The organism is Pleomorphomonas sp. T1.2MG-36 (genome assembly GCF_950100655.1).
In the GTDB taxonomy this organism is placed as follows: Bacteria; Pseudomonadota; Alphaproteobacteria; order Rhizobiales; family Pleomorphomonadaceae; genus Pleomorphomonas.
In genome coordinates, this window is sequence record NZ_CATNLY010000001.1 from 774,523 (window position 1) to 797,196 (window position 22,674).

Here is a 22,674-nt window from a genome sequence, read left to right on the forward strand (position 1 = left end):
GATAAACCTCTCGGCGCTGTCAGCGAAGAATGTCGGTCCAGAGTTCGGACGGATCCGGCTCGGAGTCGGCGGAAGCGAAGTCGGCCGCCTCGGTCACCACGGCGCGGACCTTCTTGTCGATCTCCTTGAGATCGTCCTCGCTGGCCCAGCCCTTGTCGACCAGACGCTTGCGAACCTGCTCGATCGGATCGCGCTCGTCGCGCATCTTCTGCACTTCGTCCTTGGTCCGGTACTTGGCCGGGTCGGACATGGAGTGGCCGCGATAGCGGTAGGTCTGCATTTCCAGGATGTAGGGGCCATTGCCGGCCCGCGCCCACTCGACGGCCCGATCGGCCGCCGCCTTGACGGCGCGGACGTCCATGCCGTCCACCTGCTCGCCGGGGATGTTGAAGCTCTCGCCGCGCTTGGCGAAATCGGTCTGCGCCGACGAACGGCTGACCGAGGTGCCCATGGCATAGCGGTTGTTCTCGATGACGAAGATCACCGGCAGCTTCCACAGCTGCGCCATGTTGAAGGTCTCGTAGACCTGGCCCTGGTTGGCCGCGCCATCGCCGAAGTAGACCACCGACACGTTGTCGGTGCCGCGATACTTGTCGGCGAAGGCCAGACCGGCGCCGATCGGCACCTGGGCGCCGACGATGCCATGGCCGCCGAAGAACTGCTTCTCGCGGCTGAACATGTGCATCGAGCCGCCCTTGCCGCGCGAATATCCGCCCTGGCGGCCGGTCAGTTCGGCCATGACGCCCTTGGGGTCCATGCCGCAGGCCAGCATGTGGCCGTGGTCGCGGTAGGAGGTGGTGACCTGGTCCTCGCCCTCGCGCAGGGCTTTCTGGATGCCGACCACCACCGCTTCCTGGCCGATATAGAGGTGGCAGAAGCCGCCGATCAGGCCCATGCCGTAGAGCTGGCCCGCCTTCTCTTCGAAGCGGCGGATCAGCAGCATGTCGTGGTAGGCCTTGAACTCGTCGTCCTTGTCGAACTCAGCGACCTGATAGTTGATGGCAGAACTGGAAGTCCTGCCGGTTTTCTTCGTTGCGGAGGTCGGGGCCGAAGCGCGTGCGCGCTTCTCGGTCGCCGGTCGTACAGCCATTGCTTGTTCCTCCCGTATCGGGATTATTCCGTAGAGGCGCCGACGGAACCCCTTTCCGGGGAGCAAGTCAAGGTTTGCAGCGCATGTCAATCATGCGAAAGCCGCATCGCTGGCCGATGAAATTAACCGATATCAAGTTAATTCAACAAAAATGAAGTAATATCAATTACTTTTTGCCTGCGCCAACTTGTCGAAATCCATAATGACAACTTCATTCGGATTGACCACCGACAGCTGGACGCGGGCGCGTTCGTCGACCATGTCCTGATCGAGGCTGGAGGGGCGCAGCAGCCTGACATGGGCCTCCAACGCCGCCTTTTCGGCATTGAGGCGCGCCAGTTCGGCGTTGAGTTCCTGGGTGCGGCTCTCGAAGCGGGCGCGTCCCACCATGCCATACTCGCCATTGACGGCATGATAGCCGAAATAGCCGAGGAAAACCGCCGTTACGGCGGGAAGGATCAGGCGGCGGAGCCAAGACGGGCGGTACTGGCGGGTAATCATACGCAACGAACTCACGCGGGACCGGCGGGAGCATCCTACCCCCTCGCCCAGGAATCTGGACCATCGTGGTAAAGGGAGGGTGAACGGCAGCCGCTTCGGCGCAAATTGAGTCTTGCAAGGTCGGCAATAGGCAAAAAGTGGCAAGTTCTCCCCGGCATCCGCAAGATCACGATATCGTGTCCGTTCCCAGTCCCCCAAAAAGGCCATGAAGGCCGGCAATGGATGTGAAAAAGGGAGGACACACGCAGTGAGGACCGCGCAGCCTTGGCCGCGGATGGCAACGATGCTGTCCGTGCTTGGTCACGCTACGATCCTTGTCCTCCTGGTGATCGAAACACCGAGACAGCTCACCGTCGAGCAACGCCCCGTGGCGGTCGAGGTGGTCATGGTCGCCCCGTCCGCGGCGTATCCGGCGCCGCCGGCCAATCTCCCGCCGACCGCCGCCCAGCCGGAAGTGACCGGACGGCCTTCGCCGTCGCCGGCCCGCCCTGCCCGCCCCTCCACGGGTGGACGTGTGACCGCGACGGACTATTTTGCCGGCGCCGTCCTCGACGATCCGCGCAACAGGCAAACCAGGGAAACGCTATCCACGCTCACCGTCGACGAGCGGCTGATCCAGATCTGCAATATCGAAGCGATGGAACAGTTGAAGCGCTGGAAAGCCGGCTTCGTTCCCAACAGCGTCGTTCCCTATGCGATGGCCGACCCCGTGCTGGGCGCCACATCCATGGAAGCGAAGGGCGCCGCCGTCCACGCCGACGGGAAATGGTACCGGCTGTCGTTCAGTTGCGGCGCGACGACCGATCTCAGTCGCGTCGCGTCCTTCGCCTTCACGCTCGGCCGCCCCATTCCCCAACGGGAATGGGAGCAGAACTCCCTGCCGGAGCTGGTCGAGGGCGAGCCGACGGACTGAGTCCGCCCCTACCCGGCGATGGCGAGGCTCTTCAGCTTGCGGTGCAACGCCGAACGCTCCATGCCGACGAACTCGGCGGTTCGCGAAATGTTGCCGCCAAAGCGGTTGAGCTGGGCCTTGAGATACTCCCGCTCGAAAATCTCGCGCGCTTCCCTGAGCGGCAGCGCCATCAGGTGCTCGCCACCCGAACCGGACGGCAGCGACGGCAGCATCGTCCCGATCTCCGACGGCAGCAGGTCGGCCGTGATCACGGCCTCCGGATCGCCGCGCGTCAGGATCATCAGTCGCTCGACGTTGTTGCGGAGCTGACGAAGGTTGCCCGGCCAGTCGTGCGACTGCAGCACGGCCATGGCGTCCTCGCCGATGCGCCGCACCGGCAGGCCGGTGGCCCGGGATATCTGGTGCATCATCTGCTCGATGAGGAAGGGAATATCCTCGCGCCGTTCCGAAAGGCCCGGCACGCGCACCGGCACGACGGCAAGGCGATGGAACAGGTCCTCGCGGAAATGCCCCTCGGCGATCTCGCGCTCGAGGTCACGCGCCGTCGACGACACATAACGCACGTCGACGTGTACCTTCTGCGTTCCACCGACCCGCTCGAAAGCCTGTTCGACGAGAACGCGCACCATGCGGTTCTGCATGTCGCGCGGCATGTCGCCGATCTCGTCGAGATAGAGCGTTCCGCCATGCGCCTCTTCCAGGGCGCCGACCTTGCGCTTGCCATCGTCGTCGGACTCGCTGCCGAACAGCTCGATTTCCATCCGGTCCGGCGAGAAGGCGCCGGCGTTCAGCACGACGAACGGACCGGCCGCCCGGTGCGAACGTTCGTGGATGGCGCGCGCCACCGATTCCTTGCCGGATCCGGACGGACCGGAAATCAGCACGCGGCTGTTGGTGGGCGCGACGCGATCGATGGTGTTGCGCAACTGGTTGACCACAGACGAGCCGCCGACGATGCCTTCCTGACGGTCGGAGCGGATCTGCAACTCGCGGATCTCGCGCTTGAGACGCGACGATTCCAATGCCCTGTCGGCAATCAGCACCAGGCGGTCGGCCTTGAACGGCTTCTCGATATAGTCGTAGGCGCCACGCTTGATCGCCGAGACGGCCGTCTCCACGTTGCCATGGCCGGAGATCATCACCACCGGGACGTCCGGATTGCTGGACTTGATCTCGTCGAGAAGCTGCAGCCCGTCCATGCGGCTGCCTTGCAGCCAGATATCGAGAAAGATCAGCTGCGGACGCCGTTCGGCAATGGCCTGGAGGGCCTTGTCGCAGTCACCGGCCGTCCGGGTGCCATGGCCCTCGTCCTCAAGGATACCTGCCACGAGGTCACGAATATCGGCCTCATCGTCAACGATCAGAATATCGGTCGCCATTGTTTCCTGCGTATCCGTTCCGCCGCCGAGCGGCCGCCAAATGCCCCGGCCGCTTCGGCAGTAACATAAATGTCACACGATCTGAAGCCCTATCGGTCGTTAACCCCAGACAATCAGCCCGTTCTGTTTGGATCGACCGGCAGGCTGATCCTGACCATGGCTCCATGGCCGCCCTCGGCGACCGTCGGCGCGTCCAGAAGGTCGATGCTTCCGCCATGCTCCTCGACGATCTTGCGCACGATGGCCAGCCCGAGACCGGTCCCCTTCTCTCGCGTCGTCATGTAGGGCTCCAGCAACTGGTGTCGCTCGGCAGTCGGCAAGCCGACGCCGGTATCGACCACCTCGACGATGTTGAACTCGCCGGCCTCGCGGCCATAGACGTCGACCCGCGCGCCGGTCCTTTGGTCCTCCGGCAGGCCTTCGATCGCCTCGACCGCGTTCTTGACGAGGTTGGCAACCGCCTGGCTGATCAGCCGGTGGTCGAACCGCCCCTTGAGAGGCGTCTGTGGCAAATGCGCCTCGAAAGCGATTTCCGGATGTCCAACGCCGAGAAGGAACACCGCCTCGCGCACGCACTCCCCGAGGTCCCTTTCCTCGAAGGAGGGTTTGGGCATGCGCGCGAACTGCGAGAACTCGTCAACCATGCGGCCGATATCGCCGACCTGCCTGACGATGGTGTCGACGCACTGGTCGAACACCCGGCGGTCTTCGTCGACCACCAGCTTGCCGAACCGCCGCCGGATGCGCTCGGCGCTGAGCTGGATCGGCGTCAGCGGGTTCTTGATCTCGTGGGCGATGCGCCGGGCGACATCGGCCCAGGCCGAGGTGCGCTGCGCCGACACCAGCTCGGAAATGTCGTCGAGCGTCACCACGTAGCCGTGCTCGCGATCCGGCGAACGGTCGGGCGTCACCTTGACCGAAACCGTGCTCTTGTGACCGTTGCGCACCAGCGCGATGGTCGCCTGATGCGACCGCCCCTCGTCCTCATCGCGCAGGGCGGCCGACAGGAGGTGAGCCAGTTCCGGCACCTCGTCGACCAGCAGGCGACCGACGAAATCGAACAGGTCGACGCCCAGCAGCGACAGCGCCGACGCATTGGCGATGGTGACGTGGCCGTCGTTGGATATGCCGACGACGCCGGCCGATACGCCCGACAGCACCGCCTCGGTGAACCGGCGCCGCCTCTCGGCTTCCTCCGAAGCCGAGATCAGCTCCTGCCGCTGGCTCCTGAGCTCCACCGTCATCTTGTTGAAGGAAGCGCCCAGGCTGGAAATGTCGTCCGACGTGGCTCCGACGGGAACGGCGGCACTGAGGTCGCCGTGCGCCACTCGGTCGGCGGCATTGATCAGATGACGGATCGGCGCGACGAGATAGTTGGCGAACGACAGGCCGACCCACATGGCGCCGAGCAGGAAGACGATCGACATGCCGCCGAAGATGATGGCGAACCCCATCTGAACGTCGGAGCGGTTGTTCTCCAGCTCGCGATATTCCATGGCGCTGTCGCGGGCCAGCTTCAGATTGTCGAGCACCTGCTTGTCGAGGAGACGGACGATGTAGAGGTAGGTCTCGTCATAGGTCCTGAGCTTCAGGAGTCCTCCCACCTGATTGGACTGACCCGGCTGCAGCAGCACGGCTGCTTCCTTGCGCGCCTCGTCGATCGCCGCCGGTGACGGCATCACCGTCTTCACGGTCGGATCGACTTCGGAGCGCACGATCACATTGCCGTTCTTGTCCAGCAGATAGGCGCTCTGCAAGCCATGCAGCGAAGCCTGCAACCGAATCAGGCTCTCGAAACGGGTCGGCTCGTAGTCGTAGAGCGACTTGGCCGCGTCGAGCGAACTGGCGATGCTGATCAGGTCGGAACGGAGAACGCGGGCATGCTCCTGCATGTAGGCGCTCGCCACGGTCAGCACGTTGTCGACGACCTGCCGCGTCCGCGATTCGAACCAGTGATCGAAGCCCTGGTTGAGCGAGACGGTGAAGGCCACAGCCACCATCACCGCCGGCAAGGCGGCAATGAAGGCGAACAGCGCCACCACGCGCAAATGAAGCCTGGCCGCCGCTCGCCCTTCCAGCCAGGCGCGGCCGAGCTTCCAGACCTCCTGCCCCACCATGAACACAATGGCGAGCAGAAGAAGGCCGTCGATCACCAGCGATCCGCGAATGAGGTCGGTGGTCGGTGGAATGGGCAGCAGGTTGGAGATCAGCGCGAAGGTGGTCAGCGAGAACAGCGTGGCGACCGCTACCAGCACAAGGCCGAGCAACCGACGCCCCCGTCCCTCGGCATAAACGTCCTTCATCGCCATCGGCTGTGCGGCAACCTCAACCTGTCCTGCCGACAAATCCGCCATCGTCCGCCTCCTTGCACCACGCGAGCCGTCTATCACGATTGCGGCTTCTTGACGAAAACAACGTGCAAAAGCGGACTCTTCGACCTTTTCTGCCCCTCTGCCGCCACAAGGTCCGCTTTACATCCGGCCGCAATGAACTAACAAGGCGGCTCGCGGAGCGATTTTGACGTTCGAGACCCGGCTGACATCGGCGTCCCGATCAATGCCAAAGCCCCAAGCTTCGCGGGAAACAGAAGTTGCAAACGGTTCTCACGAGCCCGATGTCTGCTCCACGGTTTGTATCGAACGAAGGCAAACGTCGGATGGAACCACTTGCCAAGAATCGCGGATCCACGCCGACATGACCGACACCCCGCTTCCGAAGCCCGCCCTCGCGGCGGCGTTGCACGCCATCGAAATCACACGCACGGGCGTCACCGCCCTTGAGGATGCGGCGCTCCACGGCTCTCTGGGCGGCGACATCGACACGGCGATCGGCATCATCGCCGAGAGCAAGGGACGGCTCATCGTCACTGGCATCGGCAAGAGCGGCCATATCGCCCGCAAGCTCGCCGCCACCTTTTCCTCCACCGGTACGCCCGCCTATTACGTCCATCCGACCGAGGCCGGCCACGGCGATCTCGGCATGGTCGACGGTTCCGACGTCATCATGGCGCTGTCCTGGTCGGGCGAGACCACCGAGCTCGCCGTCGTCTTGGCCTTCGCCAAACGCTTCGACGTGCCGGTGATCGCGCTCACCGCCGGAGCCGAGTCGACGCTGGCCGCCGCCGCCGACGTGGCGCTGATCCTGCCGCGCGTCAGGGAAGCCTGCCCCCACAATCTCGCCCCGACCACCTCGACGGTTCTGCAGCTCGCCATCGGCGACGCCATCGCCATGGGCGTCATGGTGCGGAAGGGGTTCTCGGAAAGCGATTTCCACATCGTCCACCCCGGCGGCAAGCTCGGCTCGCAGCTCCGCCGCGTGTCGGAGATCATGCACACCGAACGGCTTCCGCTGATCGATGCCGGCAGTCGGATGACGGACGCCATCCTGGCGATCAGCTCGGGAGGCTTCGGCGTGGTCGGAGTCGTCGACGATCGCGGCCAGTTGGTCGGCGTCGTCACCGACGGCGACCTCCGGCGCTTCGTGCACTCCGACCTAGGGCCGCAGTTGAGCGCGAGCAAGCTGGAAACGCCCGTGGCCGAGGTCATGACGCGCAATCCGGTCACCGTCGCGCCGCAGATATTCGCCGCCGAGGCGCTCGATCTTCTGCAGAACCGCAAGATTTCCGTGCTGTTCGTCGTCGAGGACCGGAAGCCGACCGGCATTCTGCACACCCTCGACCTACTGCGCATCGGCGTGGCCTGACCGCCTGACCGCCGGCCCGCCGCGTTGCGGCCGTCACTCCCTGATGGGTTCCGGATGGCTGACGATGCGACGGATCTCGGGGAAGGCGATGCGCGCCGAGCGCTCCACCGCGTCGGCACGCCGGTGCACCTCGGCGGCGGGAAGCGCCGCCGGGAAGCGGCAATGGAAAGCCACGAACACGCCTTCGTAGATCTCGCGGGCGCGCACGTTGTGAACGTCCGAGACGCCATGCGTTTCCGCCGCCATGCGGAGAGTGGCCGCGTAGGCCGCCACCCGCTCGTCGGGGAGCCGCTCACCTTGAATAAGGTCGGGATAGAGCGGTTCGAGATGCGTCTCCACCTCGATCTCCGCGCCAATCTCGGCCCGAATGGCCGCCTCGAGACGACTCGCCACCTCGTGGGCTTCCCCGAGTGGCATGGCGCCATCCACCTCGCAATCGAGCGACACCGACAGACGGTCGCCGAGATGCTGGATGGTGATGTGATGAACGGGGATGCGTTCGCGCGAAGCGGCAAGGAACACCCGTTCCCTGACGCTCTCGTCGTTGATCGGCACGGGTATCAGGCTGACCGTAGCCTCGGCATCGTCGATCTCCGCCATGATGGCGGCCACCATCGCCCCCTTGACCGTTGCCGTCTCGCCCAGGCTGAACGTGCGCGGCACGCCGGCCGATATGTCGACGAAGTGCCTGGGGCCGACTGTGCGCACCCGGAGCTGATCGATGGCGACGACACCGGGCAGGTCGAGCAGCAACCGGCGCAACGTCCGCGCGATGGATGGCGATACGCGGTCGGTCAGCTCGTCGGCCGTGCGGCGGATCATCCTGAGACCGAGCCAGCCAATGAACACCGCAATGGCCGCCGCCGTCACCGGATCGGCCCACTCGGCGCCATAGAGGGTGGCGATGAAACCCACGATGACGATCACCGACGACGCGACGTCGGACAGGAAGTGCATGGCGTCGGCGGCAAGCGCCCGGCTGCCGGTCTCCTTGGCAGCCTTGCTCAGGGCCGAGGCGCGCCAGAGGTTGATGACGATTTCCACTCCCAGCACGGCGAAGGCGATCGCGCTGACCGACGGCGCCGCCGCCGCGCCGGCGAAGCGGTTCCAGGCTTCCACGGCAACACCGCCCGCCAGCACCAGAAGCAGCGTGCCCTCCCCCAGCGCGGCGAGATCCTCGAACTTGCCATGGCCATAGGGATGGTCGTCGTCCGCCGGCCGATCGGCAAAGCGTACCGCAAGAAAGGTGACCAGCGTCGCGATGGCGTCGGTGCCCGAATGCAGCGCGTCCGTGATGAGCGCCAGCGAACCGATCATCAGGCCGATGGTGAGCTTGGCGACGGTGAGGCTGAGGCTGGCGACCAGCGACACCAGCGCAACGCGTTCCTTCCTGGTCATCGCAACCCACCCTTCCGTAAATTGACGGAGACGGGCATGCCTCCCCGACGCGCAAAAGGCAAGCGCACCAGCCGGCCCACAGCGATCATTCCACGAAAACGGTCACCCGGTCGGCCCTGCCCTCGCCATCGATCACCGACAGCGTCACGAATCCGGCTCCCTTCGGGAAATAGCTGAACTGTCGAGCCCAAGGCTCCCGCGCCACCGGTGCTCCGTCGGCCAGCCACGTGAACGGCCCCTTGCCGTTCCTGACCTTGAGCGCGAGCGGCTGCGGCGAACCGGCCCGGAAGCCGAGATCGACCCGTGCGCCAGCCGGCGGATAGGCGATCTCCGGCCCGGCATCCTTCAGAGCGACCGCCGCCCGCGCGCCGCGCAGCCGCTGCAGCGGCGGCGGCAGCTCGGCATTGGACGCCTTGATGAGACCGGGGGGCTCGGGCGGCAGGCGTGTCGTGCCTCCGGCCCGGACGAAGGTATCGGCCAGGATTGGCACCGCCACGTCAACGCCCATCAGCCCGGGCATCGGCGCGCCATCCGGCCGACCGACCCACACGCCGACCACATACCGGCCGTCGTAGCCCATCGCCCAGGCGTCTCGATAGCCGTAGGACGTGCCCGTCTTGATGGCGACGCGCACGTCGCCCTTGGCGGCGCCGAGCTGCCCCGCCAGAATGTCGGTGACATAGGCGGCGGCGCGTTCGTCCATCAGCGGCTTGGGCGGCTCGGCCGGCCCCAAGGCATCGACGCGCTCGCGCAACGCGATGGGGCGACCACCACGGGCAAGAGCCATGTAGAGCGTCGTCAGATCGTTGAGGGTGAGGCCGACGCCGCCCAGTCCGACCGCGAGGTTGGCCGGCGCCATGTCCGGCAGCTTGGCTTCGACGCCGGCCCGGCGAAACCGGGTGACCAGCCGCGCCGGCCCCACCAGTTCCAGCGTCTGGATGGCCGGCACATTGAGACTGTCGGCGAGCGCCTGCCGCACCGTCACCGTGCCCCGGAAGGTCTTGTCGAAGTTGTTCGGCGTGTAGCCGGCAAATGCGGTCGGCCGGTCCTCGACCAGCGTCTCGGGGTGAGCGATGCCGGCCTCGAAGGCGAGACCGTAGATGAAAGGCTTCAGCGTCGAACCGGGCGAGCGGATCGCCCTGGTCATGTCGATCGAGCCGGCCCGCTTCTGGTCGAACAGCCCGGCCGATCCGACCGACGCCACCACGTCGCCGCTCGCCTCTTCGGCCACCATGATGGCAACCGAGACGTTCGGGCCGATGGCGCTCGCCCGCTCGGCGGAAAGCCCCTCGAGCGAAGCTTGCAGCTTGCCGTCGATGGTCAGTCTGATCTCGCCCCGCTTGGGATCGGCCGCCGCCGCCCGATCGGCGGTATGGGCTGCAAGCAGCGGAAAATCGCGCCGCCGGGTCGGCACCGGCTCGGCAATGGCGGCCTCCGCGTCGGCGCGCGCCAGAACGCCGCGTTCGACGGCCCGTCTCAGGATCCTGTCCCGCGCGGCCTTGGCGACCACCGGATCGCGGTCCGGCCGCCGCGCCTCGGGCGCCTGCGGCAGGGCCACCAGGAAAGCCGCCTCAGCCGGCGTGAGGCGCAGCGGCTCCTTGCCGAACCAGGCGAGCGACGCCGAGCGCACCCCTTCCAGGTTGCCGCCAAATGGCGCGAGGCTGAGATAGGCGGCGAGAATGTCGTCCTTGCCGGCGAAGCGTTCGAGCGCCAGCGCCTTGACGATCTGCCCGAACTTGCCGCTCGGCGAGCGCGTATGCAGGCGCTCCGACAGGCGCACCACCTGCATGGTCAGCGTCGATCCACCGGAGACGATGCGGCCATGGATCACCAACTGCAAGCCGGCGCGGAGCAGAGCTCGCGGATCGACGCCATTGTGATCGCGGAAGCGGCCATCCTCTGTGGCCAACAGCAACGCCACATAGCCGGGATCGACGCGCGCCGGATCGACCGGCAGGCGCCAGAGCCCGTCATCGACCGTATAGGCTCGCAGAATATCGCCGTTTCGCGCGGTCACGACCTGCGAGGTCGGGGCAAAGAGATCGACCGGCGGCGTCGCGTCGACCAGGGCGCGGAACTGCATGACGGCGGCCACGCCGGAGATGGCGGCCACCGACACAACGATCAGGCAGGCTTTGACCAGTCGACCGGAAACTCTCATCTTCCAGTACTTCCCAGCCCCGCTTCAGGCGACCAGCAGACGTTCACGGCCGCAACAGCGAGCGTCCAAGTTGAAACCCTCTGAATAGAACTCTAGTCGTTTCCAGGAAGGCGCGATACGGGAGCACCGTAAAGTACCTGTAGCGAGGCAGCTTGTAGGCTCGGATGTTGATCTGAACCTGGGTCTCCATGTCATTCAGCTGGCTGGCCGGCTGCGGCAGGACCCAACACGCCCTGAGGCCGCTCAGATACTCGAGATCGTAGGCAATGTCGTAGGAAAGGCGCATCGGCAGCAGGGACTCGGTCATCCACGTCGCGGCCCGGCGATTGACGATATAGGCCCCCGACCCTTTCTTTCGCGTCAGGGCGACAGCGAGCGACCGCATCGCGGAGAGAGACTTGAACTTGATGCCCCCCTCTCGATTGACGGTCGTCAGGCGCAAGAGGTCCCAATGCCGCCCCTCGGCACAGGCGAGATCGATCGCTTCGACGAAGTCGGAAGCGAAGGTGACATCGTCCTCCACGATCAGCGCATAGTCGGCATCCGACGCCAGAAACTGCCTCGCGCATTCGATGTGGCTGAGATAGCAGCCCACCTCGGCTGGGATGATCCGGCGTCCGTGCAGGAGCTTGAACGCAAGCTCGCTGACTTCGGGAGCGGGAAACTGCAGCAGCTTTCCGTCCACCGCCTTGACGACGTCATGATCCAGCCCGATGGCCCGAAAGCGATCCGCCATCAGGGCGCGACGATCCGGCGCGCGTTCGAGATTGATGAGATAACAGGCCAGCTTGGCGCCGCTCGTCGGCAATCGATTCATCAGATCCCCCGTCTTCCGCCCTTGCCGACAAGATCTGTCGTCTTTCGGCATCTGCATTGGCACGGCACGCGCCCCCGAGTAAACGCCATACCCCCGGCAGCACCCAGGCAAATCGACATTTCCGATGCGTCCGTGCCCAACAGCCAGGCATAGCCAACGAAAAACCGCCGCGCGGATGTCTCCACGCGGCGGCTGTTTCAGACTTGCGGCCGGATCAGCTGTAGATCGGGAAGGCGTCGGTCAGCGCCTTGACGCGCAGCTTCACCGCCGCCTCGACGCCGTCGTTCTTGTCCTCGCCGTTGACCTTCAGGCCGTCGAGCACCTGCAGGATCAGGTTGGCGATTTCCTTGAACTCGCCGGCGCCGAAGCCACGCGAGGTGGCGGCCGGCGAACCGAGACGGATACCCGACGTGATGGTCGGCTTCTCCGGGTCGAACGGCACGCCGTTCTTGTTGCAGGTGATGTTGGCCCGGCCGAGCGCGGCCTCGACCAGCTTGCCGGTAAGTCCCTTGGGACGAAGATCAACCAGCATTAGGTGATTGTCGGTGCCGCCCGAGACGATGTCGACGCCACCGCGCTTCAGCTCGTCCGACAGCACGCGGGCATTCTCCACCACCGCCTTGATGTAGGTCTTGTAGGCCGGCTGGGCCGCCTCGAGCAGGGCCACCGCCTTACCGGCGATGACATGCATCAGCGGACCGCCCTGCAGCCCCGGGAACACCGCCGAGTTGATCTTCTTGGCGATGTCCTCGTCATTGGTCAGCACCATGCCGCCGCGCGGCCCGCGCAGCGTCTTGTGGGTGGTGGTGGTGACGACATGGGCATGCGGGAACGGCGAAGGATGTTCGCCGGCCGCGACCAGACCCGCGAAATGGGCCATGTCGACCATCAGGTAGGCGCCCACCTCGTCGGCGATGGCACGGAAGGCCGCGAAGTCCCAGACGCGACTGTAGGCCGAGCCGCCGGCAATGATGATCTTCGGCTTGTGCTGCTTGGCCAGCGCCACGAGCTGATCCATGTCGATGCGATGATCCTGCGCGCGGACGCCGTAGGTAACCGCGTTGAACCACTTGCCCGACATGTTGGGCTTGGCGCCGTGCGTCAGGTGTCCGCCGGAGGCTAGGTCGAGGCCGAGCACCGTGTCGCCCGGCTGCGCGAGCGCCAGGAACACCGCCTGATTGGCCTGGCTGCCGGAGTTCGGCTGCACGTTGGCAAACTTGCTGCCGAACAGCGCATTGGCGCGCTCGATGGCCAGGTTCTCGGCGATGTCCACGTACTGACAACCACCATAATAGCGTTTACCTGGATAACCCTCGGCATACTTGTTGGTCAGAACGGAACCCTGCGCCTCGAGAACCGCTTTGGAGACAATGTTCTCCGAAGCGATCAGTTCGATTTCATGCTGCTGACGACCGAGCTCCTTCGCCACGGCGGAGGCGATCGCGGGATCAACCTCAGCGAGGGAGCTATGGAAGAAGTTGGCAAGCTCTGCGCTGGTCGTGTTGGACATTTGGGTTTCCATTCCGTCAAGGGACGTTTCTTGGGCCGGACTGACCGGGACGAAATGCCCCGGCGCCACGCGCGCCCGTGACGGGGGTCGCTTATCACGGGCGGGGGGGTGCCATCAACCTGAAGGCCGCCCGCACCGTGGCCGGCAGCCCCGCATAAATCGAATATACGGCCCTTTCAGGCCATTGCGGCGTCGAGTGCGGCGATCTTGGCCGCATCCTTGGCTCGTCCGGCGAGGCGATAGAATCGCCGGAGATCGGCCAGCGACGCCGCGCGAAACCGTCGGCCGACCGCATCGATGTCGGCGATCTCCGCGAGTTCGTAGAGCACCCAGCCATCGGGCGCGCGAATGCTCATGTCGGCCATCACGTCGATGACGAGCGGAGCGCCGCCGAGGTGGACATGTACGCGAGAGCGAAACCGGTCGTTGCCACTTTCTTCGCCAGGGTCGACGCCGGCCGCCGCCGCCATTGCCCTCGCCTCCTCCACGCCAAGGATGACGTCGAGGTCGGTCGCGTGAAAATCGCCGATGCCGCGGAGTTCCAGAACACCGGTGCCGAAGAGCACGGGCTCCACCCCGGCCCGTTCGGCGATACCGGCGAGAAAGGCAAGCGTTTCGGAAAGCTCGGGCCGCATCTAGACCGTGAACCCCTTACCGCCGGCGACGGGCAGCGGCAGCGCTTTTGTCTCGGCAAGCCGCCGCTCCAGCTTTCGCAACGCCAAGCGCTCCAGATCGCGGCGGGCTGCGCCAGCCGGACCGATCACCTGCACTTCGACGCCAGTCACCGAGCAGATGGCCGAGACGCGCACGACGTTGCCGAGAGCGACGAACTCGAAATACACTTCCCGCTCTTCCGCGTTCCCGGTCATGCAGTCCCCTCAAAGAAAAGCCCGCCCGGAAACACCGGACGGGCCGAAACTAGCATGACGCGTGCGGAAAATCAGCCGGCCTGCGCCTGGCTCTGTGCCTCGGGCGACATCGGCACGCCCAGACCGTCGCGCTGGTAGATATCGTCGCGGAACTCGACGGTGTTGTTCGGCGTCGCCCACGCGGTGATGTACTGGAAGTAGAGGGGCACGGGATCGGCCACGGGCGCATCGATGCGTTCGCCGGAGGTCAGGGCCTCGGTGATGCGGTCCTTCGGCCAGTCCGGCGTATTCTTGAGGATCCAGTAGACGTACTCGCGAACGTTCTGAACGCGAATGCAGCCCGAGGAATGGAAGCGATCGTTGCCGCCGAACAAACCCTTGCTCGGCGTGTCGTGCATATAGACGCCTTCCGGCGACGGGAAATCGATCTTCACCGTACCCATGGAGTTGAGGTCGCCCGGCTCCTGACGGAACATGTAGCTGACCGCCTGATCGGTCTTCCAGTCGATCGACTGCCAGGACACCTCGGTTCCCGAGCGCGGATCGAAGACATGGATCTTCTGCCGGTCGAGATAGGACGGGTCCTTCTGCATCTGCGGGATCAGATCCTTGAGGATGATGCTCTTGGGAACCGTCCAGTAGGGGAAGAAGCGGATGATGGTGATCTTCGAGTTGAGCAGCGGCGTTTGCCGGTCGATCTTGCCGACCACGCCCCTGTGCCGCGAGTGAACGGTATCGCCATCGATGGTCTCGATCTCGGCGCCGGGCACATTGACCATCACGTAACGATCGCTGCTTCCGCCGAGCGGGTTCGGCAGCGTCTGGAGGCGAACGAGGTTGAGCTGAAGCTGCTGGATGCGCGTCTCGACCGGAACATTGAGCTGGCGCAGCGTCGCATCGTCGACCACGCCGTTGGCGATGATGCCATGACGCTCCTGGAAATGGCGGACGGCTCCATCGACGAAGGTGTCGTAGGCAGTGGAATTACCGGCGCTCTGATCGAGATCGCCGGTGATCATAAGCCGCTGGCGCAACACTCCGACAGCCGGGTTTTCCATGCCGAGCCGAAGCTTGCCGCCAGCCGGAACCTGCGGCCAGCCACCCTGCATGGCAATGGTGGAGTACTGATTGATCGCCTGTTCGGTATAAAAACCCGACTGACCGGAGATGGACGGCCGGGTCGGCTGGGCCGTCACGTCGGAGGGAGCGGAGACGTCGAAACCTTCAGTCCATTCCGTCTGAGCCAACAGCGTCTGGGCCTTCGAGGCAGAGGCCGCAAGCGCCGTCACTCCGGCAACGCCAGCCTTGAGCACCCCGCGGCGGCTCGCCGCCATCGACAAAAAAGATCCCTTCACGACCGCACTCCAGATTGAACCCTTCGGACGCCGGAAGTCGGACAAGGCGCCAAAACCTCGCCCAGTGGACAATGGTCTTGGTTAACGAAGCCCTTCCGGCAAATTCCCGCATAAATGAAGCGCCTACGAAGGACTCGCAGGGCGGCTCCGATGGTTCGCCGTTTATCGACAATTCATGGCGAAATCGAGGACTATGAAAGCCTCCCTCGTCCGCGCAGGCCTGATCGGACCAAACGGCATGGCAACATGCGGACGTGAAAAGACCCTGGGCGCAGGGAGGGCGCTCAGGGCCAAGTTGCGCGTCTCGGGAGGAGTTGAGACGTTCGATGCATCCGGTGTCTGGAAAGGGGAGGAAGCGTTCCAACCGACATGCTCGATACACTTAACATCTGACATCAAATTGTTAAAGAATGGTTAACGAGGCAGAAAAAGCACTGTATCGACGTTCACCCTGTCTCTTATCGCGGACCAATACTCTCATTTCGAAAATGTCACTGTCAGTTTTGACAGCGAAACAGCAAACGCTAAACCACATGTCGACTTGGCTCTTGGTCGCACCGGACACATGAGGCATTCGGTTCCCCAAAAAGAAAAGCGGCCGCCGTGGGTAACGGCAGCCACTTTGGGGCAGGATCGGATCTATTCGGAAGTACTTGGAAGCGGCGGCTTCCAACCTGGGCTTCAGGACAACGTCCTTAAGCTTACAGCCGATAGAGGATCTGGTCGGTCCAGAAGCGCTCCAGCCGCTGCAGCGACTTGTTGAGCACCTTGAAGTCGTCGCGGTTGATGCCGCCAACCGTCTCGATCGAGATGATGTGGCGATTGTAGAGCTTGCCGACGATGTCAGCGATCGCCTGGCCCTTTTCCGTCAGCTTGACGCGGACCGAACGACGATCCATGCGGGACCGCTGATGGTGAATGTATCCCATCTCAACCAGCTTCTTGAGATTGTAGGACACATTGGAACCGAGATAGTAACCGCGGGTCCGGAGCTCGCCGGCCGTCAGTTCGCTGTCGCCGATATTGAACAGCAGGAGCGCCTGGACGGCGTTGACGTCGGTGCGACCGGAACGGTCGAACTCGTCCTTGATGACGTCGAGCAGGCGGCGATGCAGACGCTCGACGAGGCGAAGCGCCTCGAGATAAAGCGGCTGGAGGCCCTGCTCTTCTTCGGGCTCGTTGGCATAAAGATCATAGGCGCGCTTGGCGTTGGCCATGGTGGAAAGCCTCTCTGTCGTACTTTTGGGAGCGGCTCTTTGTCCGCCTTGATCACGACAGTAGCCGAGAGCTTTGAAAAACGGCTTAAGGGGCAGGCTGAATATAAGTTTAACGCGATTCCAAACCCACCCGAGTCTTCGCTTTGGTAAAGCAGTACTTTACGCGCCCAAAAGACAAGCCAACGCAGGAATTTCGGCCAGATTCCGCAAAATTCGACCTAGTTTTCATCAATCCGACTCCGCCCCGGAAAGGCGGTTGAGACGAATTGCCAAATTTTACGTAATAACTCTTTGTTGACCCTCACAAACGATCGCGCGTCCGTTCGTAATAGGCGGAGAGCACGGCGTAGAGCGTCACGGTGCCGATGTGGAAGATCATCAGGGGATAGTTGCGGCCGAACTGCGGATTGTAGGCGCTATAGAGAGCCGTCTCGGTCAGCGCGCTGATCATCCACACTACGGTTCCCCATGAGGCAAGCAACCAGAGGCCGACCGCCGCCACGAGATCGGCAACGGCGAAGAACAGCGTCGCCACGATGACGGGCGAGGACAGCGCCAGGAAATTGCCGCTCGGAATACCGAAGCCGAGAATCGTCGCCCAGCGCAAAAGCCCGGCGACCAGGAACACGGTCGACAGGAAGCGAACGTAGATCACCAGGGTCAGGCGGGCGTCGAACCTGCTCCAGAGGCCCGTTTCAAGCCCCTCGGACTGCCGCGTGTCGCCGTTGCCGCTCATCCGATGATCCTTTCAGTCTGTCCGGCTGCCTCAATTTTGCGCCGAAGTATCGATCAAATCATGACCCGCGTATAGAGCCGCAGGCTGAGCCGTGCTACAGCGGCACCGCTTTCCGCTGGCAGGACTTCCCATCATGACCGCGAACACCCCATTCTCCAAAGGCGCCGCCGCGCCTGACATGCGCGCCATTCTGAGCGGCCGACGCATGCGCCGGCTGCGCCAGACCGACTGGTCGCGCCGCCTCGTGCGCGAAACCAACATCACCGTCGACGACCTGATCTGGCCGATCTTCGTCATCGACGGCGTCGGCGTGCGCACGCCCATCGCCTCCATGCCCGGCGTCGAACGCCTTTCGGTCGACGAGGCGGTGCGCGACGCAGCCGAGGCGGCCGCGCTCGGCATTCCGGCCATCGCACTCTTTCCCTATACCGATCCCGTGAAGCGCGACGAAAACGGCAGCGAGGCGCTGTCGCCGGACAACCTGATCTGCCGCGCGCTCAGGGCCATCAAGACGGCCGTTCCGGACATCGGGCTGATGACCGACGTGGCGCTCGATCCCTACACCAGCCACGGCCACGACGGCCTTCTCGAAGGCGACGTCATTCTCAACGACGAGACGGTGGCCGTGCTTTGCGAGCAGGCGCTCAATCAGGCGCGGGCCGGCGCCGACATCATCGGTCCCTCCGACATGATGGACGGACGCGTCGGCGCCATTCGCGCCGCACTGGACGACGCCGGGTTCGAGCACGTGCAGATCATGGCCTATTCGGCCAAATATGCGTCGGCCTTCTACGGCCCGTTCCGCGACGCCATCGGTACCAGCAAGACTTTGCGCGGCGACAAGCGCACCTATCAGATGGATCCGGCCAACTCCGACGAAGCGATCCAGGAGGCCGAACTCGACCTCGCCGAGGGCGCCGACATGATCATGGTCAAGCCGGGCATGCCGTATCTCGACATCCTCCGTCGTCTCAAGGACGAGTTCCAGGTGCCGACCTTCGCCTATCAGGTCAGCGGCGAGTACGCGATGATCATGGCCGCCACGCGCAACGGCTGGCTGGATGGCGAACGGGCGATGATGGAAAGCCTCGTCGCCTTCAAGCGCGCCGGCGCCGACGGCATCCTCACCTACTTCGCCCGTGACGTCGCCCGCAAGCTGAAGGGCTGACGTGCGGCTGTCCCGCCTTCTCAAGATCGTCGCGGCCGCCGCCATCGGTGCGGTTGTCGCGACCGAAGCGTGGTGGCTGGCAAACGGCTACCGCGATGCACGCGCTTGCCTCAACGCCCTGCCCGCTCTTGAGGAGAACGGCGATCTCGTCGTCGACAGCCTCAAGCGGTCGGGCGACGTCTTCGACGTGGTCGAAATCGGCTATCGGCGGATCGACGCCGCCGGCACCTCGTCCGGCCGGCTGCGCTGCGCCTTCGGCGACGGGCTGAATGGCCCGCGGCATCTTCTCGGCGTCGAACTCGGGGGGAGCCCGATCGGCGACGCCCGCCTTTACTTCCTCGAGCGCTTTTGGCTGGGCGACGAGGCTGCCGTCGAGAGCGGCAAGGCCCGGCTCAGGGTGGAGGTGCCGCCGCTGACCTTCCTTGCCGCGATGGTCGGGCGGCCGCATCCCTCGCTGGTCGGCGCCCTCCTCTGCCTTCTTCTCGCCGCTGCCATGCTGGCGGCCAACCGCTTCGCCGGACGCGCCCGCCGAGGCTGACGCCGCCCTTGTATCCCCGCCAGTCGAGGGATTAGGGTGTCGGCCCGAATGCCGGCCGCCGCGCCCGCCGATCCGCAATGCCGGTTTCGGCCGTGCGCCTTTCCAGGGCGGCCAAGGCCTCTGAGGCGATGAGGGAGAGACAGATGACCGAACAGACCCCCGGATTCTCGACGCTTGCCATCCATGCCGGCGCCGCTCCGGACCCGACCACCGGCGCTCGGATCACCCCCATCTACCAGACGGCCTCCTACGTCTTCGAGGATGTCGATCAGGCCGCCAAGCTGTTCGGCCTCGAAACCTTCGGCAACATCTACGGCCGCCTGACCAACCCGACCCAGGCGGTGCTGGAGGAGCGCGTGGCGGCGCTGGAAGGTGGCGTCGCGGCGCTCGCCGTGGCATCCGGCCACGCCGCGCAGCTGATCGTCTTCCACACCCTCTTGCAGCCCGGCGACGAGTTCATTGCATCGAGGAAGCTCTATGGCGGATCGATCAACCAGTTCGCCAATGCCTTCAAGAACTTCGGCTGGAACGTCGTCTGGGCCGATCCGGCCGATCCCTCGTCCTTTGAAAAGGCCGTCACGCCGCGGACCAAGGCGATCTTCATCGAATCGATCGCCAATCCCGGCGGCATCGTCACCGACATCGCCGCCGTCGCCCACGTGGCGAAGCGGGCCGGCGTGCCGCTCATCGTCGACAATACGCTGGCCACCCCGTACCTCTGCCGTCCGATCGAACACGGCGCCGACATCGTCGTTCATTCGCTGACCAAGTTCCTGGCCGGCCACGGCAATTCGCTCGGCGGCATCATCGTCGATGCCGGCAATTTCGACTGGTCGCGCGAGAACCGTTATCCGATGCTGTGCGAGCCGAGACCCGAGTACAACGGCCTCGTCTTCCATCAGAACTTCGGCAACTTCGCCTTCGCCGTCGCCTGCCGGGCGCTTGGCCTGCGCGACCTCGGCCCCTGCATTTCGCCGTTCAACGCCTTCCAGATCCTGACGGGAATCGAGACGCTACCGTTGCGCATGCAGCGCCACACCGACAACGCCAAGATGGTGGCCGAGTTCCTGTCCGATCACCCGAAGGTGGCCTGGGTGTCCTATGCTGGCCTGCCGGGCGACCGCTATCACGGTCTGCAGCAGAAATACGCCCCGAAGGGCGCGGGCGCCGTCTTCACCTTCGGTCTCAAGGGCGGCTATGACGCCGGCGTGACTCTCGTGAAGAGCGTCGAACTCTTCTCACACCTTGCCAACGTCGGCGATACCCGTTCGCTGGTCATCCACCCCGCCTCGACCACCCACAAGCAGCTGACCGACGCCCAGAAGGTGGCGGCCGGCGCCGGACCGGACGTGGTGCGGCTGTCGATCGGCATCGAGGACGTCGCCGACATCATCGCCGATCTGGATCAGGCGCTTGGACGCATCGACTGACGTCCGCTTCCGGCAGGACCTGCGGCCGACCGGCATCGTCCCGAGACGGATGCCGGACCGCAGGCCCGATGTCGGGCTGCTGGGTTCGTTGACTTTCGAATCGGCATTCGATCGAGCACCCGACGCTAACCGGGATCGGACGCCGAACTTGCCCCACTGAACGGCGGAGGCGCGCTTGTCCTCAAGTCTCAGGAAGCTGATCGGCACCGTCATACTCGTGATCACCGTGCCGGTCTACGCCCTCATCGCCATGGTCATCGCCGTGGCGATTCTCCCGGGCGTGAATGTCTGGTGGCAGCTCGTCTACTATGTGGTGGCGGGCCTGCTCTGGGTGCCTCCGGCCGGCATGCTCATCGCCTGGATGGCGAAAGCCGACCGAGGCATCGGAGCCTAGGCGGCAATTTCACCGGCCGGCGTAGGCACACGCGTGATTCCGGTGACGCCCCGCCGCCCGAGCGCGGCCAGAAGCGTATCGACGGCGCCGGGCTCGGCGTCGCCGGTCAACATGAGCTGTCCCGCCAGCCGGGCAAACAGCGTGAACGCCGGATCGGTGCGCAACCGGCCGAGATCGATCAGCACGAGGTCGTAGGTCTGCTCCAGCGTTTCGAGCAGAATCGCCGCCGACTCGCTGTCATCGGCGAGCGCCACCAGTGGCCGGAGACCCGGCCCGATTTCGTGGGCGCGTGAACTGGCGTTGCGCTGGATGACATCGGCGAAGTCGGCATCGCCGGCCAGCAGTTCGGCAAGGCCCGGCTTGTCGCCGGCGCGCCGGCTTGCATCGACGACCACGACTCGCGCGCCATTGAAGCCGCCGTCACGAACGAGCTCGCCGATGAGGCGATGATTCTCGCCGCCCTCGCCAAAGCTCGCGACTGCGACCCGACGGCGCGCGGCAAGATCGGCAAAGGGAGCGGCGGCAGGCGGGGTAGCCGAGGCGGCGCCGGGTTTGGCGTCATCCGGCTTCCCCGACACTATCTTGTGGTCGACGGGCGTCAGATCGACGGGTTCGAAGGCCCCGACGGTGACAGGCGCGTCTTCCACCTGCTCACCCGCGTCGCGATGGCGCCAACGGCCAACGGCGCCCCCCAGGGCACCGAGGATCAGCACGGCCAAACCGGCCAGCGCGCCACCCACCCAAGGCGGAATGCTCTCGGCTCGTTCCACCGGTACCGCGCCCGACACCAGCCTGGCGCCGACACCACCGCTGGTGCCCTGCAGCTGAAGATAATCGCCGATCACCCGATCGACGAAGCGAGCGGCAAACTCGGGATTTTCGGACAAGAAGCGGACATCGATCGACCGACCGAACCCCGACGGCGCCGCCGAGACCCCCGCCGCGAGCGCATCGGTCAGCTTTTCTTCGGGCGAGACCAGCTTGCCGGCGCCACCCATGCCCATCGCAGCCAGAATGCGCTGATGAAGCGGCGGTTTTGAGAGAGTGCCGGCATCGGTCACGCCGAGTTCGGCCGCCGCCCGGCGGAGTGCGTCGCGCGAGGTGATGAGCTTGGCCTGCGAAGCCAGAAACTCGGCATCGATGAGGTTTTCGGTTGCGCCCGTCCGATCGACGGCAAGACGGGCATGAACCTCGACGCCCTGCGGCAAGGCGGAAAGAAGGCCATGAGTCGCCAAAGCCACCGAGGCGGCCAGAACGACCATCAGGGCCTTCCGGCGCAAAACGGACTGAAAAGCGACCTGACGCACGCCAGCGCCCGCCTCACCGGCGGGGGGCGCACCGAACACGTTCAAGGGTCGAGCCTGCCTTTCCATGCGAAAAGCATGGTCGGGTATGGTAACCAGCCCGTTAAGCATCGCAAAAATGTTACCGACGTCCCCAGCTTCTCGCCCCCGGCAAGACTTCATAAAGAATTGTTAAGCGGCATTTCCCTTTCC

At 64.8% G+C, this 22,674-nt stretch carries 20 protein-coding genes; 6 read left to right on the forward strand and 14 right to left on the reverse strand.

Annotated elements, in window-relative coordinates; translation table 11 throughout:
• Nucleotides 1-19: 19 nt before the first annotated feature.
• On the reverse strand, nucleotides 20-1,090 hold the full coding sequence (gene pdhA / locus QQZ18_RS03635; RefSeq protein WP_284537973.1) for a pyruvate dehydrogenase (acetyl-transferring) E1 component subunit alpha: 1,071 nt from the start codon (nucleotides 1,088-1,090) through the stop codon (nucleotides 20-22).
• Nucleotides 1,091-1,252: 162 nt separating this feature from the next.
• Entirely contained in the window at nucleotides 1,253-1,735 is a 483-nt protein-coding gene (locus QQZ18_RS03640) for an FtsB family cell division protein (protein ID WP_284537975.1), read from the reverse strand.
• A gap of 139 nt (nucleotides 1,736-1,874) precedes the next feature.
• On the opposite strand from QQZ18_RS03640, the gene QQZ18_RS03645 reads away from it, so the two are divergent.
• Nucleotides 1,875-2,504: a DUF930 domain-containing protein gene (locus QQZ18_RS03645; RefSeq protein ID WP_284537977.1), complete on the forward strand. Its 630-nt coding sequence runs from the start codon at nucleotides 1,875-1,877 to the stop codon at nucleotides 2,502-2,504.
• A gap of 8 nt (nucleotides 2,505-2,512) precedes the next feature.
• Here the strand turns inward: QQZ18_RS03645 and ntrX are convergent, their stop codons facing one another.
• The gene (gene ntrX, locus QQZ18_RS03650) at nucleotides 2,513-3,883 is read right to left on the reverse strand and encodes a nitrogen assimilation response regulator NtrX (RefSeq protein ID WP_284537979.1); all 1,371 of its coding nucleotides are present in this window, start codon (nucleotides 3,881-3,883) and stop codon (nucleotides 2,513-2,515) included.
• A 113-nt stretch (nucleotides 3,884-3,996) separates the two neighbouring features.
• Nucleotides 3,997-6,237 carry a sensor histidine kinase NtrY-like gene (locus QQZ18_RS03655; RefSeq protein WP_284537981.1) on the reverse strand — a complete coding sequence of 747 codons (2,241 nt, stop codon included), beginning with the start codon at nucleotides 6,235-6,237 and terminating at the stop codon, nucleotides 3,997-3,999.
• A 340-nt stretch (nucleotides 6,238-6,577) separates the two neighbouring features.
• Between QQZ18_RS03655 and QQZ18_RS03660 the strand changes: the two genes are divergently transcribed.
• On the forward strand, nucleotides 6,578-7,585 hold the full coding sequence (locus QQZ18_RS03660) for a KpsF/GutQ family sugar-phosphate isomerase (RefSeq protein WP_284537983.1): 1,008 nt from the start codon (nucleotides 6,578-6,580) through the stop codon (nucleotides 7,583-7,585).
• A 33-nt stretch (nucleotides 7,586-7,618) separates the two neighbouring features.
• On the opposite strand, the gene QQZ18_RS03665 is transcribed toward QQZ18_RS03660, so the two are convergent.
• The 9 genes from QQZ18_RS03665 to QQZ18_RS03705 form a co-directional block, all read right to left on the reverse strand.
• Nucleotides 7,619-8,983: a cation-efflux pump gene (locus QQZ18_RS03665; RefSeq protein ID WP_284537986.1), complete on the reverse strand. Its 1,365-nt coding sequence runs from the start codon at nucleotides 8,981-8,983 to the stop codon at nucleotides 7,619-7,621.
• Nucleotides 8,984-9,068: 85 nt separating this feature from the next.
• On the reverse strand, nucleotides 9,069-11,144 hold the full coding sequence (gene pbpC / locus QQZ18_RS03670; RefSeq protein ID WP_284537987.1) for a penicillin-binding protein 1C: 2,076 nt from the start codon (nucleotides 11,142-11,144) through the stop codon (nucleotides 9,069-9,071).
• Nucleotides 11,145-11,187: 43 nt separating this feature from the next.
• Nucleotides 11,188-11,961: a glycosyltransferase family 25 protein gene (locus tag QQZ18_RS03675; RefSeq protein ID WP_284537989.1), complete on the reverse strand. Its 774-nt coding sequence runs from the start codon at nucleotides 11,959-11,961 to the stop codon at nucleotides 11,188-11,190.
• A gap of 214 nt (nucleotides 11,962-12,175) precedes the next feature.
• Nucleotides 12,176-13,471: a serine hydroxymethyltransferase gene (gene glyA / locus QQZ18_RS03680; protein WP_284537991.1), complete on the reverse strand. Its 1,296-nt coding sequence runs from the start codon at nucleotides 13,469-13,471 to the stop codon at nucleotides 12,176-12,178.
• 176 nt (nucleotides 13,472-13,647) lie between these two features.
• Nucleotides 13,648-14,106 carry a hypothetical protein gene (locus QQZ18_RS03685; RefSeq protein ID WP_284537993.1) on the reverse strand — a complete coding sequence of 153 codons (459 nt, stop codon included), beginning with the start codon at nucleotides 14,104-14,106 and terminating at the stop codon, nucleotides 13,648-13,650.
• Entirely contained in the window at nucleotides 14,107-14,340 is a 234-nt protein-coding gene (locus QQZ18_RS03690) for a DUF6898 family protein (protein WP_284537995.1), read from the reverse strand.
• A gap of 71 nt (nucleotides 14,341-14,411) precedes the next feature.
• The gene (locus QQZ18_RS03695) at nucleotides 14,412-15,695 is read right to left on the reverse strand and encodes a L,D-transpeptidase family protein (protein WP_284537997.1); all 1,284 of its coding nucleotides are present in this window, start codon (nucleotides 15,693-15,695) and stop codon (nucleotides 14,412-14,414) included.
• A gap of 701 nt (nucleotides 15,696-16,396) precedes the next feature.
• Entirely contained in the window at nucleotides 16,397-16,912 is a 516-nt protein-coding gene (gene ldtR / locus QQZ18_RS03700; RefSeq protein WP_284537999.1) for a transcriptional regulator LdtR, read from the reverse strand.
• 301 nt (nucleotides 16,913-17,213) lie between these two features.
• Complete coding sequence (locus tag QQZ18_RS03705) at nucleotides 17,214-17,648, reverse strand: DUF6163 family protein (RefSeq protein WP_284538001.1); 435 nt, start codon at nucleotides 17,646-17,648, stop codon at nucleotides 17,214-17,216.
• Between the two features lie 178 nt (nucleotides 17,649-17,826).
• Here QQZ18_RS03705 and hemB point away from each other — a divergent pair, with 178 nt between their 5' ends.
• The 4 genes from hemB (at nucleotide 17,827) to QQZ18_RS03725 (ending at nucleotide 21,178) form a co-directional block, all read left to right on the forward strand.
• The gene (hemB, locus tag QQZ18_RS03710) at nucleotides 17,827-18,816 is read left to right on the forward strand and encodes a porphobilinogen synthase (RefSeq protein WP_284538835.1); all 990 of its coding nucleotides are present in this window, start codon (nucleotides 17,827-17,829) and stop codon (nucleotides 18,814-18,816) included.
• Between the two features lies 1 nt (nucleotide 18,817).
• Entirely contained in the window at nucleotides 18,818-19,354 is a 537-nt protein-coding gene (locus tag QQZ18_RS03715) for a hypothetical protein (RefSeq protein ID WP_284538004.1), read from the forward strand.
• A gap of 143 nt (nucleotides 19,355-19,497) precedes the next feature.
• The gene (locus tag QQZ18_RS03720) at nucleotides 19,498-20,784 is read left to right on the forward strand and encodes an O-acetylhomoserine aminocarboxypropyltransferase (protein ID WP_284538006.1); all 1,287 of its coding nucleotides are present in this window, start codon (nucleotides 19,498-19,500) and stop codon (nucleotides 20,782-20,784) included.
• 175 nt (nucleotides 20,785-20,959) lie between these two features.
• Nucleotides 20,960-21,178, forward strand: a complete 219-nt coding sequence (locus tag QQZ18_RS03725; protein WP_284538008.1) for a DUF2842 domain-containing protein — start codon at nucleotides 20,960-20,962, stop codon at nucleotides 21,176-21,178.
• Here QQZ18_RS03725 and QQZ18_RS03730 read toward each other — a convergent pair.
• A complete protein-coding gene (locus QQZ18_RS03730) occupies nucleotides 21,175-22,440 on the reverse strand; it encodes a hypothetical protein (protein ID WP_284538011.1) in 1,266 nt (421 codons plus the stop codon). The two genes, QQZ18_RS03725 and QQZ18_RS03730, sit on opposite strands and share 4 nt — an antisense overlap.
• Nucleotides 22,441-22,674 lie beyond the last annotated feature (234 nt).

What these genes read in the sequence shown, in the direction of transcription:
- ntrX (WP_284537979.1), bottom strand. Translation starts at nt 3,883, where the DNA reads ATGGCGACCGATATTCTGATCGTTGACGATGAGGCCGATATTCGTGAC.
- hemB (WP_284538835.1), top strand. Translation starts at nt 17,827, where the DNA reads ATGCGCGCCATTCTGAGCGGCCGACGCATGCGCCGGCTGCGCCAGACC.
- QQZ18_RS03705 (WP_284538001.1), bottom strand. Translation starts at nt 17,648, where the DNA reads ATGAGCGGCAACGGCGACACGCGGCAGTCCGAGGGGCTTGAAACGGGC.
- pdhA (WP_284537973.1), bottom strand. Translation starts at nt 1,090, where the DNA reads ATGGCTGTACGACCGGCGACCGAGAAGCGCGCACGCGCTTCGGCCCCG.
- QQZ18_RS03730 (WP_284538011.1), bottom strand. Translation starts at nt 22,440, where the DNA reads ATGGTCGTTCTGGCCGCCTCGGTGGCTTTGGCGACTCATGGCCTTCTT.
- QQZ18_RS03665 (WP_284537986.1), bottom strand. Translation starts at nt 8,983, where the DNA reads ATGACCAGGAAGGAACGCGTTGCGCTGGTGTCGCTGGTCGCCAGCCTC.
- QQZ18_RS03690 (WP_284537995.1), bottom strand. Translation starts at nt 14,340, where the DNA reads ATGACCGGGAACGCGGAAGAGCGGGAAGTGTATTTCGAGTTCGTCGCT.
- ldtR (WP_284537999.1), bottom strand. Translation starts at nt 16,912, where the DNA reads ATGGCCAACGCCAAGCGCGCCTATGATCTTTATGCCAACGAGCCCGAA.
- pbpC (WP_284537987.1), bottom strand. Translation starts at nt 11,144, where the DNA reads ATGAGAGTTTCCGGTCGACTGGTCAAAGCCTGCCTGATCGTTGTGTCG.
- QQZ18_RS03645 (WP_284537977.1), top strand. Translation starts at nt 1,875, where the DNA reads ATGCTGTCCGTGCTTGGTCACGCTACGATCCTTGTCCTCCTGGTGATC.
- glyA (WP_284537991.1), bottom strand. Translation starts at nt 13,471, where the DNA reads ATGTCCAACACGACCAGCGCAGAGCTTGCCAACTTCTTCCATAGCTCC.
- QQZ18_RS03655 (WP_284537981.1), bottom strand. Translation starts at nt 6,237, where the DNA reads ATGGCGGATTTGTCGGCAGGACAGGTTGAGGTTGCCGCACAGCCGATG.
- QQZ18_RS03720 (WP_284538006.1), top strand. Translation starts at nt 19,498, where the DNA reads ATGACCGAACAGACCCCCGGATTCTCGACGCTTGCCATCCATGCCGGC.
- QQZ18_RS03685 (WP_284537993.1), bottom strand. Translation starts at nt 14,106, where the DNA reads ATGCGGCCCGAGCTTTCCGAAACGCTTGCCTTTCTCGCCGGTATCGCC.
- QQZ18_RS03675 (WP_284537989.1), bottom strand. Translation starts at nt 11,961, where the DNA reads ATGAATCGATTGCCGACGAGCGGCGCCAAGCTGGCCTGTTATCTCATC.
- QQZ18_RS03660 (WP_284537983.1), top strand. Translation starts at nt 6,578, where the DNA reads ATGACCGACACCCCGCTTCCGAAGCCCGCCCTCGCGGCGGCGTTGCAC.